Genomic DNA, 11641 nt, shown 5'->3' with positions numbered 1-11641 from the left:
GATTCGCCACACGAAGGAGACGCGAGATGGCTTCGATGGCAGGCACGATCAAGAGACTCGTGCGCGACAAGGGCTTTGGGTTCATCCTGGGCAGCGACGGCAACGAGTACTTCTTCCACCAGTCGGCGTGCTCCGGCATTCCCTTCGACTCGATGCACGAAGGGCAGTCGGTGACGTTCGACAAGGGGCAGGGTCCGAAGGGGCCGCGCGGCGAGAACGTCAAGCCCGCGTAAGTGCACTAGACGAGAGGACCGGGTGGCTGGCAGTCGCCCCTGGTCCCTCCACCCTCCCACCTCGCATCCTCCGCACACCTCCTCGACAGACACGCTGCCGCGAGAGACGAGCAGTTCCAGATTCAAGCCGAACGCGTGTCCGGCGAACCTCTGCGCCGGGCGTCCATGCCGCTGCGGGCTCAATGGCCCTTCAGCTTTCGCAACGCCCGCCGTTCGCGCTTGTCCGGCGCGTGCGCCGGACGCGTGCCGAACGTGCGTCGGAACACGCGCTCGAGTTCGCGCTGCTCCAGTTCTTCCGGCGTCGGCGGCGGCGTGCGATCCTCGTAGAGTTCGCGGGCCTCGGCCTTCGGCACGTGTCGATCCGCCAGCGTCCGCACGACGACCACTTGCTTTCGGCCGAGCGGGCGATTGATCCGGATCTCATCGCCCACGTGGAGCAGCCGATGCGGCTTGCCGGCCACGCCGTTCACATCGACCTTCCCGCCGGTACACGCCTTCTGCGCCTCCGCCCGCGTCTTGAAGAGGCAGGCAACATCCAGCCACACGTCCAGGCGAACATCGCTGGCGGTCGGTGGTTCGGGGGACATATCCTCAGGAGCCAGTAATCAGGAGCCAGGAGTCAGGACCCGTGAGCCAGGAGGAACTCGCGCAACTGCCGGAACGCGGAGCCGCGGTGGCTCACGGCGGACTTCTGCTCCTGCGCGAGTTCAGCGAGCGTGCAGCCGAGCGGCGGGTAGAAGAAGATCGGGTCGTACCCGAACCCCCCACTGCCGCGCGGCGGTTCGGTGATCCGCCCTTCCACGGTGCCGCGCGCCTCGAACAGGATGCGGCCGGCCTCGGCCAGTGCGAGCGAGCAGACGAACCGCGCCGGGCTCTCAGGCTGCCCGCGCCCGCGCAGCATCCGGTCGATCATCGCGAACTTCTCGGGATACGTCGGCGCCTCCGCGCCGCCAAAACGCGCCGAGTAGATCCCGGGCGCGCCATCGAGCGCGTCGATCTCCAGGCCCGAATCCTCGGCAACCACCCGCGCGCCCGTGGCGGCCGCGTAGTAGAGCGCCTTCTGCCGCGCGTTCTCGGCGAACGTGCGGCCCGTCTCCTCGGGTTCGGCGACGGCCGGGTAGTCGCCGAGCGCACGCACGTCGACGTCGAGTCCGGCGAGCACGTCACGAATCTCGCGCAACTTGCCCGCGTTCGTCGTCGCGAGGAGCAGCACGCTGCTCATCGCGGGAGGACACCGATGATGTCGCGCTGCAGCGCGTTCAATTGCCGGATCCCCTCCGCGGCGAGATCGAGCATGGCCACGAGGGCGTCGCGGCCGAAGGGCGCGGCCTCGGCGGTGCCCTGCACCTCGATGAATCGTCCGTCGCCGGTCTGGACGATGTTCATGTCCACCTCGGCGCGCGAGTCCTCCTCGTACGCGAGGTCGAGCAGCGGCTCGCCGTCGACGATGCCGACGCTGGTGGCGGCGACGTAGTCCCGGACGGGCATGGTGGCGATGGTGCCCTGGTCGCGCAGTTTCTGCAGCGCGAGCGCGAGCGCCACGAAGCCGCCGGTGATGGACGCGGTGCGCGTCCCGCCATCGGCCTGGATGACGTCGCAGTCGATCCATATCGTGCGCTCACCAAGCTCCTCGAGCCGCGTGACGGCGCGCAAGGACCGGCCGATCAATCGCTGGATCTCCTGCGTCCGGCCGCCCACCTTTCCGGCCGACGCCTCGCGCTGGTTCCTCGTCGTCGTGGCGCGGGGCAACATCCCGTATTCGGCCGTCACCCAGCCCTTGCCGCTGTTGCGGCGGAACGGCGGCACGCGGTCCTCGACACTGGCCGTACAGATCACGCGGGTGTCTCCGGCCTCGATGAGGACCGATCCCTCGGGATGCTTCACATAGTGCGGCGTCAGGCGGGTGGTGCGCAGCACGTTGACGGGACGACTGTCTGATCGGGTCATGGCAACGGTCTCATTCGATCGGTGATTTCGTGGCTGGTCCCCCGGGCGGCCCGGCCGGTGGTGGCGTGTCGAGGGTGCCCGCCGGAGGCAACGCGCCCGCAGGCGGGGCGGGGGCCGTCTGGAGTTCCTCGATCCAGGTCGTGTTCTTGAGCAGCGGCCGGCGCAGATCCACGTGGCCGGCGAGCGTGTCCACCTCGCGGCCGTCCACCAGGATCTGCACGGCGGTGACCGCGGGGAGATTCATGGTGAGCGCGTCGACGAGCGCGTAGACCGTGAGGATCTCGTCGAGGGCGCCGCCCGAGTGGGCGCTCGACACGTCGCGGCTCAAGTCCACGTACGCCTCGCCGCTCGGGCCGAGATATAGAGCGCGCAGCTTCGTGCCCGCCGGGACCGGAGACGCCAGCGGGGAAGGAGCGGCCTCGAGCTGCGCCTCGACAATGCGACGCGCCTGCTCGAGCGTGCCCTCGCCGAAGAGGACGTCGCGTTCGATCGCGAGGAGCCGGAGGCCGTCGGGTGCGATGTACAGCAACCGGGCCTTGATTCGTCTGGCTGCCGGCGGGGCGGACGGTTCCGACCGGACGGCCGGCTCGTTCGATTCGGCATACCAGCGCGGCAGGAGGATGAAGGCGGCGCCGATGGCCGCGAGGCCGCAGATGACGACGACGATCCAGACCACGAGGCGTCGCCTGGTCATCGGTGATCCCGACTCGGGTCCTTGACGACCGACGCTGGTGCCGGGATCGGCAGCGGCGGCACTGGCGGCGCCTGAGCCCGATCGGCCCGATCGCGGAAGCGGACGACGCCGTCGAACAGCGCCTGCGCGAGGGTGTTCTGATACGCGTCCGATCCGAGTTGTTGCTCTTCGTCCGGGTTGGTGACGAAACCGACCTCGACGAGCACCGCCGGCATGTTGGCGCCGGCGAGCACGCGGAAGGGCGCCTGCTGCACCGGCCGCACGTTGAGACGGACGCGGCCACGGCACTGCTCCTCGACCGCGCCTGCGAGCAAGGCCGACTCGGTCAGGTGCCGCAGTTGCGCCATCTCCCAGAGGATCATCTCGATCTCGCGAGTGCCGCCGCCGAGCGTCGGCAAGGCTTGATGCGTGGCCGCCGATGTCCGTGCGTCCTCGCCGGATTGGTCCGCTGCCAGGTAGTAGATCTGCGCGCCGCTGACTTCCTTTCGCACCGACGCGTTCGCGTGGATGCTGAGGAAGAGGTCGGCCTTGTTGTTGTTGGCGAGCGCCGCGCGGTCGTCGAGCGGCACAGCCTGGTCGCCGTCGCGCGTCAGCAGGACGCGCACGCCCAGGCGCCCTTCGAGCGCCGCTTTCAGGCGGCGCGCCACGCCGAGCGCGACGTCCTTTTCGAGGACGCCGCCCGCACCCTTGGCGCCGGTCTCATCCCCTCCATGGCCAGGGTCGAGCACGACCGTCCGGAGGCCGCCCGACACGGGGGACGCCGCGGGAGCAGCCTGCTGATCCGGCCCGGAGGACGGCACTGTCGGCGCGGGCGCGGGCGGGCGCCCGGGAGGCTGCGAAACCGGCTCCGATCCGGCCGGCATGATGTCGACGATGAGTTGGCTGGCGTTGCCTTCCTGTGGCGTCAGCGACGCACGGTAGGCGCCGAAGCGCGGGCCGACGTCGATCGCGATGGTCGTGTTCGGGTCCGCGATGCGAACGGCCTGCACGAGTCCTTGCGGCCCCGTGGCCGGGAGTGACACGTCGAGCGCGTCGGAATCGAACCGCACCAGCAGATGACCCGCCTCCTGGGTGATCGTGTGAGGCGTGCGAGGCGTCATCTCGAAAGTCACGCGCGTCTGCGGCCCGAGGACGTCCTCGCGCACGCTGATCCGCGGCACACGCACGTCGCCGACGAGCACCAACCGCGAGTTCTTGCGGACGTCGAGCCGCGCGTCGAAGATCGGGCCGAGTGCGCGGCTGATGAACTCGACTGGCACGAGCCAGCGGCGTCCGTCCCGGGTGACCGGGGCGGGCAGCGACACGAGCCGGCCGCCGGCCGACGCCAGCGCCTGCCCGGGCGTGAGGATGACCGCCTTGCCCTTGTAGCCGACGGTGACCGCGCCACCAAGCGTGTCGTCACGAATCGCCAGTTGAAACAAGGCCGCCAGGTCGTCGAGCGCCACCATCACCTGGTCGCCGACCAGCACAGCGGCCAGCGGCCGACGTCCCTCCTGGGAGATCACCGTCAAGGGAAGCGCCGCGCGGATAGGCGTCGCCTGGCGGGCTGCGATTGACGCAACGGCCAGGAGCACGACGACGCACGCGATGAGCAGACGGGATTGGGGTGAGGCCAAAGCGTACTCATCATAGCGCGCCTCGCCCGGACAGGCGAGACGCCTGTCCCACTCGGCAGACGGCTGTCCCACTCGGCGAGACGCCTGTCCCACTCGGCAGACGCCTGTCCCGCTCGGCGAGACCGAGTGGCACGGGCGTCCCGCCCGTGCTCAGCGCGCCAACTCGACCTCGTGGAGCGCCAGGCAGATCGCCAGGCAGTCGGCGACGCCGCCCATCGTGAGCCTCATGGCCCGGTACTCGTCGTTGAGGGCTCGCAGATACGGCTGATAGTCGGCCTGCTGTTCGATGATGTGCTGCAGCCTGGCGCCATCCGTCCGCAGTCGGGCCAGGCCGGCCGGACCGCAGCGATGGACCGCCGTCGTGTCCTCGACCGACTGCATGAGCACGGCCATGAGGTAGTGCCGCGCTTGGGTCGCAGCGCCGGTTGCCGCGGCCCGTGGCGAGGGGTGCGCCGTTTTCAGTCGATCCGCGCAGACGGGCAGGCCAACATCGAACACCGACGGTAGTCCCTCGAGCGCCTCCCGGTGGATGCCGCCAAGTGCGTGTCGCTGCCGAACCGCAGCGCCGTTGGACGTGGGACCAGCGCTGGGTCGAGGGACCGGAGAGCCAAGCACGCGCGATGCGACGCCGCGAATGGCCGCGCGCAGTGCAGCGACGGTGGCCAACTGTCCGCGACGCTCGAACTCTGTGGCACCGAGCAGGACGAGCCCGCCCAGAAAGATGTAGCCGCGATGCGCGTTGCTGCCGATCGTGGCGGCCATTCGCGCTTCGGCATCCACGCCCGCCTGGACGCAGGCGGCCAGGTCCAGTGCGGGCGCACGGCGAGCGATGTCGAGGAGTGCGTCGAAGTAGAGCGGGAGCAACGCGATGGACCGGCCCATGGCCTCGAACGACAGGTCGGGGTGCGAGCCGTTGTCGAGGCGATCGACGAGGCCTGGTTTGGGCGTGAGTTCGAGCTCGGCGCGAGCGCCGTCGACGAGTGCGAGCGCCAGGCGATCGGAGAAACGCGTCATGGGGTCACGAGCAGGGTGCAGACGGCGGCGTGGAGTTCGGCGGTCGTATGCCTGCCGGCCCTGATGCACTCGCCGGCCGGTTCGTCGCACACGAGACAACACCTGGGCGGGAGTCCGATTCGTCGCCGATCCACCTGGCTGCCGTCTGGCGCGTAGACGTCGAGATCGAGGAGGCGTCCGGCCCGCAGGGCCTCTTCGAGCGCGACCGCGCGGCGCTTGGCAACCTCTGGCTCCATGCGGGTTCCGATGAGTTCCCAGGGGCCGAGTGCATCGTCACCCCGGTCGACCACGATGGCGTCGGCGAACTCCGCCACGACGCCGTCGAGCCAGACCGTCATCAGGCGGTCGAGTTCGACCAGATGTTTGTCCGGGCCGGGGATGTTGGTGCCGAGGAAGACGAGCGTCGACCCCGTGCCGAAGTGGCGACGGATCCGCGCGTCGCGCACCTCCCGCGCGTCGAGCAACTGTCGCCGAAGCGCCGGGAGGTCGAGTGCCATGGTCCGTGCGCCTGTCGTCCGACACGGAGCCGACATGCCCGCTATGCCTTCACCTGCCTGACGACGTCGATGATGGAGCCGTCGCGATACTCGATGAGGGCGACGATCTTGTCCTCGAACTCGAGCGGTCGCGGCTTGCCGGTCAGCGTGTTGATCTCGGCCTGCAGCTGGCGGATGTCCTTGAGCGGCAGGCGCCGACGGAGCAGTTCCTTCTTCAGGTGGACGTGCTTGTCCGACACGGCGATGCCGCGCTCGGTCACCACCACGTCGATCGTCTCGCCCGGGGTCGTGATCGTCGTGACCTCGTCGCGGACGATTGGCAGGCGCCCGCGGATCGACGGCGCGACGACGACGGCGAGCTTGGCCCCGGCGGCCGTGTCCGAGTGCCCGCCGGTGTTGTGGAGCAGCAGACCGTTCGACTCCGTGTTGACGTTCACGTTGAAGTTCACGTCCACTTCGGTCGCGCCGAGGATCACGCAGTCGAGCATGTTGACCACCGACCCGCGGTTGAACGGGTTGGCGTAGAGGTCGGCGCTGATCTCCCGGTGCATGAGGTTCTTGCCGATCGACTCCACCGCCCGCAGGTCGAAGCACTGGACGTCGAAGAGGGTCCGGAAGTAGCCCTCCTCCAGCATGTCCACGAAGTACCCGGTGATGCCGCCGCACCCGAAGCTGCCGCGAATCTTCTGGGCCAGCATCTTCCGCTTGATCGCGTCCGCCACCGCCAGCGACGTGCCGCCAGCGCCGGTCTGGAACGAGAAGCCGTCCTTCAGCAGGCCGGACGCCTCGACCACCTCGGCCGCGTAGTGTGCGATCAGCAAGCCGGCCGGGTCGCGCGTGACGCGCGTCGTGGTGGAGACGATCTTCTTCGAATCGCCGAGCGAATCGAGCACGACGACGTAGTCCACGTCGCTCTGCGAGATGCTGACCGGAGACGCCGGGTAGGGCACCAGGTTGTCGGTGACGGCCACGACCTTGCGCGCGTAGCGTGCGTCCGTGAAGGCGTAGCCGAGGCTCCCGCACGCCGACGGCCCGCTCACGCCGTTCAGGTTGCCGGTCTCATCGCAGCATGGCGCGGCGATGAACGCGACGTCCACCGGTACCTCGTCGGTGACGAGCATGCGCGCACGCCCGCCGTGCGACCGGACCACGATGGGGAAATCGATCTCGCCCCTGGTGGCCAGCTCGCCGATGAGGCCGTTGACGCCGGTCTCGCAGCGCGTCACCACGCCCTTCCGGATCGACGGGATCATCTCCGCGTGCACCGGGTGCACCGAACTCGAGGCGATGCAGATGTCCTTGAACCCCATCGCGTCGAGTTCCTTCACGACGAGGTTGAGCAGCACGTCGCCGTTGCGCAGGTGATGGTGCGTGGCGATCGTCATCCCATCGCGGAGGCCGGACTTCTCGATGGCGTCCCGGAGCGACGGGAGAACCTTGCTCTCGCCCGGATTCCGGCGGACCAGCGGCCTGGTCGCGCGGTCCATCGTCGGCATCCGGGAGAACGGGTCCTTGTAGGGGTCGTACCGCTTGCCGTGCCAGGTGTCGGGAATGTCCCGTCCCAGGCTATTCCTGGCCATAAATCACCTCGTCGGACAACTCGTAGTCGATCATGCCGAAGGCCACCGCCGTCCGGATGGTGCGCGCCGCGCGCTTGACCACCGGGGCGTCCACCATCTTGCCGCGCAGCGAAATGACGCCGGTTCCCATTTCGCGGGCCTTCTTGATGGCTTCCATCACGTCGAGGGCGTGCTCGACCTCGTCGGGCTTCGGCCGGAACACCTCGTGGACGACGTCGATCTGCCGCGGGTTCACGAGTGACTTCCCCGTGAAGCCGAGGCGCTTCACCAGCTCGGTGTCCGCGCGCAGGCCGTCCACGTCGTTGGCGTCGGCGAAGACGCTGTCGATCGCCTGGAGGCCGGCGGCTTTCGCGGCCCACACGATCTGCATGCGCGCGCCGAGCAGTTCCTCGCCGCCTCGCGTTCGCTGGATTTCGAGCGATGCGGTGTAGTCCTCGGCACCGAACGCCAGGGCGACCATGCGCTTCGAGGCATGTGCCGTCTTCACGCAGTTGAGGACGCCAACCGCGCTCTCGATCGACGGCATGATCGAGAAGTAGCCGATTTCGAGGCCGAGTTTCTCCTCGTACTCGGTCAACAGCGTGTCGAGGCGCTCGACCACTTCCGGATCGTCGGCCTTCGGCAGGCGGATCCCATCGGGCTTGGCCGGCAGCACCGCGCGCAGGTCGTCCAGCGCGTACTTCGTGTCGAGGCCGTTGATGCGGACGAAGATCTCCTTGCTCCGGTCGGGGAACGTCTGGAGGAAGTGGCGGGCGAGCAGCCGCGCCGCGTCCTTCTCGCTGAGCGGTACCGCGTCCTCGAGATCGATCAGCACGCCGTCGGAGTTGAAGACCGGGATGTTCTGCAGCATGCCCGGCATGTTGCCGGGGACGTAGAGCAGCGAGCGTCGGAGCCGTTGTCGCCTGTCCATGCTACTTGTCCTCGAAGAAGAGCGTGTCCACGCCGCCGCGAGTCGAGTGCTGGCGCTCGACGCCCTCGACGATGTACTCGCTCAGGATGACCTCGCAGGTGGCGAAGACCTCCGCGTCGCGCAGGTGACCGCCGATGGCCTCGCCCGAGGACTTGGCCGCGAAGATGTGCAGGTGGGCATCCACCCTGCCCGTTTCGTTCGGCACGAGGTTGCCCTCGAGGCCGAGCAGATCGAGCGGGCCTTCCACGCGGTGCACGGGCATGCGCGGTTCGGTGATTGGCAGGCGGGCGCCTGCCTGGATGTCGCTGAACTCGACGTCGCGCACCGATCCGACGGCCGAGACGATGGCCGCATGTCGGAGTTCGACCAGGCGAGCGAACTGCAGGAGTTCGTCGACCAGTCGTGTTCCGGGCAGCACCCGGATCATGAAGCGTCGGCCCTGTCGGACCTCGCGATACGAAAGCTTGTCCACACTATACCTCCGCGGCCCGGCGCAGGGCCGCCTCCACCCGTGCCTCGATGGCGTAATCGAGCGCGCCGCGATCGGTCACCTTCACCCGGGCCCGTGTCACCGAGTTTCGCTGGAGCGTCGCCTCGATCCGCGCACGAATCAGGTGTTCGAACTGTTTCTTGACGGTGGACTCGATCTCGATCTCGAGTCCGTCCGCCGGTTCGACGTGGACCATCAGATCGCTGGACTGCATCGTCCCCGCGCTGGCTTTGGTGGTGATGTTCATATCAAGAAAGAGTCAGGAGCCAGGAGTCAGAATTCGAAATCGAGCACTGAGGATCGAGAACACGGGAGCCGGGGATCACGGGGCCGCCATCGACTCCGACTGGAGCCGACTCGCGATTCCCCGGCCAGCCTCCGATTCGAGAAACACCATCGTCGCGGGCGGCACGAGCCCCGTCACAGCCGCGAGGTTGCCGGCCGCCAGGGCCGCGCGCACCGTGGTCGCGCTGATCGGTCGGCCGTCTGCTTCGAGCCGAGGGATCTCGGTCAGCCCGATCCCGCACTGTGGGAGTACCTCGGCCATCGCACGGTTGTACTCCGCGGTCGTCTCGCAGTAGGGCTCGTGGCCAACGAACCGTTCGGTGATGCCGAACGCCGGCGCGAGGCGCTCGCCGAACAGCCGGACGTCGAGCCGCATCTGCAGCCGCGCCTTGTCGTCGTTCTTCCGAAGGAAATACGACGGGAAGGTGCCGGCGCTGACGGCGTACCGCGACGTGTCCAGCACCACGACGTTCGACAGGTGGCGCGTCGCGTCCTGTGCGAGGCCGAGGCGGACGTCGAACGGGAAGACCGACCGATCCTCGCGGACGACGAAGAGGTAGAGCGTGCTGACCAGGCGCGCTGCGGTTTCGACCAGGTGCAGGTGCCCGCGAGTGAACGGGTTGCCGTTGACCACGACCGCGCCGTTCCGCCCCTCGCGTCGAAGGTGACGACGGGTCCGCAAGTATTCCTCGAGGCCCGGTCCGTACTCGAGCAGCGTGACCGCGCCGCTCGTGGCCAGCAGGCGAAAGTGACACGACGCGAAGCTGGCCGCGTGCTCAGGCCGCGTGAACACGAACAGCGTGTCGTGGCCCGCGCGGCGGCCGCCGGCGATGAGCGAGGTCGCCAGTTCCCCGAGGACGTCGCCGCCCTGGTATGACGCTTCGATCGCGAACATCTTCAGCACGTAGCCGCCTCGCGCACCCGTGGCCACCAGGCGCCCGGCGTCGTAGACGCCCACGACCTCGTCGCAGCCGTCTTCGAACGTCAGGTCATGCGACTCGACGAGACGTCGAGACTCGGCGCGTTCTCCAGCGGTGAGGAGCGGAACGGCAACGGCAACCATGCTGGCTCGCTGGTGATCCTGGCGACGGCGTGCGGGGTCGTAACCGGCGGCGCAGTGAGAAGTATAGCAAATTGGGGGCGGGCCTCCGTGCCTCAGTGGCGTCGTGCTCGGCGGTCTCTGCGATCCCCGGGTTGAATGTCAGGCGCCGCGCAGTGTGCCGACCAGCACGGTGACCGCCTGGCCGCTGATCTGCACCCGCGGGGGCAGCCCATCGGTCAGCGCGAGGCGGAGATGGCCGCCGCGAGCCGATGCTTGATACGCCGTGACCGTCTGCCTGCCCAGGCGCGCGGCCCAGAAGGGACCGAGCGCGCAGTGCGCGACGCCGGTCACCGGATCCTCGTCCACACCCACCCACGGCGCGAAGTACCGCGAGACGATGTCGTACGCGCGGCCGGCGTCGGCGCGGCTGGTGACGATGACGGCGCGGCCCGGCGCGCTGCGCATCAGGGTGAAATCAGGCGCGAGGCCGCGGACGATGGACTCGTTCGCGACTTCCACCAGGCAGCGCGGACCGCACGTGCCGGTGAAGAGCGGATCGACGCGCAGCGCAGTCAGGATGGTGCCCGGAATAGGACCGGGCACGACCGGCATCGCGGGGAAGTCGAGCGTGATCCAGGCCGCATCGCGCGCCGCCGTCAACCGCCCGCTCCGCGTGTCGAAACACGCGCGTTCGCCATGAGCCAGCAGCCCGGATTCCCACAGCACGTGTGCGGTGGCGAGCGTCGCATGGCCGCAGATGTCGACTTCGACGCCGGCAGCCGTGAACCATCGGAGGCCGAAGAGCGGGCAGTTCGGCGGGGCGGCATCGATGCCCGGGACGACGAAGGCGGTCTCCGACAGGTTCATCTCGCGCGCGACGCTCTGCATCCAGACGGCGTCGGCAGGCCGGTCGAGCAGGCACACGGCTGCGGGATTGCCGGCGAACGGCCGATCGGTGAACGCGTCGACTTGATACAAGCGCGTGGGCATGGCGAGATCATAGCAGGCCACCGGCGGCCCGCCGTGAACCGCACGGCCGGCGCGGCGGGGCGCCCATCGACGCGGCTCAGGGCGCGGTGAGCGGGGCCGAGCCACGGGTCTCGCCAAGCGCGGCGTAGACCGCCCACCTGCGTCAGGGCATCGAGCCGGACGGTGGCGGCGTGGTGATCTGGCCGTGGGGGTATGGGGGCGCGGACCCGTCCTCTCCCCCCGCGGCCTGTCATCGGACGGAAGGCCGCCGCCGGGAGGCTTCGCCCGGACAGCGCGGCGCGGCGCGAGATCCGGGGATCGGCCGCCGCGGCCCGGTCCGTCGCACTGGGCTCCGGTTCGGAAG

At 69.0% G+C, this 11641-nt stretch carries 14 protein-coding genes; 1 reads left to right on the top strand and 13 read right to left on the bottom strand.

What is annotated here, in order from left to right; translation table 11 throughout:
• The first annotated feature begins 26 nt into the window (after window positions 1-26).
• Window positions 27-233 (top strand): cold shock domain-containing protein, encoded by a 207-nt coding sequence (locus tag VGK32_21390; protein ID HEY3384322.1) that lies wholly within the window; start codon window positions 27-29, stop codon window positions 231-233.
• 179 nt (window positions 234-412) lie between these two features.
• Here VGK32_21390 and VGK32_21385 read toward each other — a convergent pair whose 3' ends face one another.
• The 13 genes from VGK32_21385 to VGK32_21325 all read right to left on the bottom strand — a co-directional run bounded on the left by VGK32_21385 (window position 413) and on the right by VGK32_21325 (window position 11298).
• Window positions 413-820 carry a S4 domain-containing protein gene (locus VGK32_21385; GenBank protein HEY3384321.1) on the bottom strand — a complete coding sequence of 136 codons (408 nt, stop codon included), beginning with the start codon at window positions 818-820 and terminating at the stop codon, window positions 413-415.
• Window positions 821-852: 32 nt separating this feature from the next.
• Window positions 853-1455, bottom strand: coding sequence for an RdgB/HAM1 family non-canonical purine NTP pyrophosphatase (gene rdgB / locus VGK32_21380; GenBank protein HEY3384320.1), 603 nt, complete (start codon window positions 1453-1455; stop codon window positions 853-855).
• The gene (rph, locus tag VGK32_21375) at window positions 1452-2180 is read right to left on the bottom strand and encodes a ribonuclease PH (GenBank protein ID HEY3384319.1); all 729 of its coding nucleotides are present in this window, start codon (window positions 2178-2180) and stop codon (window positions 1452-1454) included. The genes rdgB and rph overlap by 4 nt, the downstream gene beginning before the upstream one ends.
• A gap of 10 nt (window positions 2181-2190) precedes the next feature.
• Window positions 2191-2874: a GerMN domain-containing protein gene (locus VGK32_21370; protein ID HEY3384318.1), complete on the bottom strand. Its 684-nt coding sequence runs from the start codon at window positions 2872-2874 to the stop codon at window positions 2191-2193.
• Window positions 2871-4490, bottom strand: coding sequence for an N-acetylmuramoyl-L-alanine amidase (locus VGK32_21365; protein ID HEY3384317.1), 1620 nt, complete (start codon window positions 4488-4490; stop codon window positions 2871-2873). The genes VGK32_21370 and VGK32_21365 overlap by 4 nt, the downstream gene beginning before the upstream one ends.
• Window positions 4491-4640: 150 nt before the next feature.
• Window positions 4641-5504, bottom strand: a complete 864-nt coding sequence (locus VGK32_21360) for a triphosphoribosyl-dephospho-CoA synthase (protein HEY3384316.1) — start codon at window positions 5502-5504, stop codon at window positions 4641-4643.
• Complete coding sequence (locus tag VGK32_21355; GenBank protein HEY3384315.1) at window positions 5501-6001, bottom strand: citrate lyase holo-[acyl-carrier protein] synthase; 501 nt, start codon at window positions 5999-6001, stop codon at window positions 5501-5503. The genes VGK32_21360 and VGK32_21355 overlap by 4 nt, the downstream gene beginning before the upstream one ends.
• A 41-nt stretch (window positions 6002-6042) precedes the next feature.
• Window positions 6043-7581: a citrate lyase subunit alpha gene (gene citF, locus VGK32_21350; protein HEY3384314.1), complete on the bottom strand. Its 1539-nt coding sequence runs from the start codon at window positions 7579-7581 to the stop codon at window positions 6043-6045.
• On the bottom strand, window positions 7568-8491 hold the full coding sequence (locus VGK32_21345) for an aldolase/citrate lyase family protein (GenBank protein ID HEY3384313.1): 924 nt from the start codon (window positions 8489-8491) through the stop codon (window positions 7568-7570). Before VGK32_21345 ends, citF begins: the two co-directional genes overlap by 14 nt.
• A gap of 1 nt (window position 8492) precedes the next feature.
• Window positions 8493-8963, bottom strand: coding sequence for a PPC domain-containing DNA-binding protein (locus VGK32_21340; GenBank protein HEY3384312.1), 471 nt, complete (start codon window positions 8961-8963; stop codon window positions 8493-8495).
• A 1-nt stretch (window position 8964) separates the two neighbouring features.
• Window positions 8965-9228, bottom strand: a complete 264-nt coding sequence (citD, locus tag VGK32_21335; GenBank protein HEY3384311.1) for a citrate lyase acyl carrier protein — start codon at window positions 9226-9228, stop codon at window positions 8965-8967.
• Window positions 9229-9303: 75 nt separating this feature from the next.
• Window positions 9304-10329, bottom strand: coding sequence for a [citrate (pro-3S)-lyase] ligase (gene citC, locus VGK32_21330; protein HEY3384310.1), 1026 nt, complete (start codon window positions 10327-10329; stop codon window positions 9304-9306).
• A gap of 138 nt (window positions 10330-10467) precedes the next feature.
• Window positions 10468-11298, bottom strand: coding sequence for a PhzF family phenazine biosynthesis protein (locus VGK32_21325; GenBank protein HEY3384309.1), 831 nt, complete (start codon window positions 11296-11298; stop codon window positions 10468-10470).
• Window positions 11299-11641: the final 343 nt, after the last annotated feature.

It is taken from the genome of Vicinamibacterales bacterium (assembly GCA_036504215.1).
Lineage (GTDB): Bacteria > Acidobacteriota > Vicinamibacteria > Vicinamibacterales > Fen-181 > FEN-299.
The sequence above is the reverse complement of the archived record's forward strand: the minus strand, read 5'-3'. Positions and strand labels throughout refer to the sequence as shown.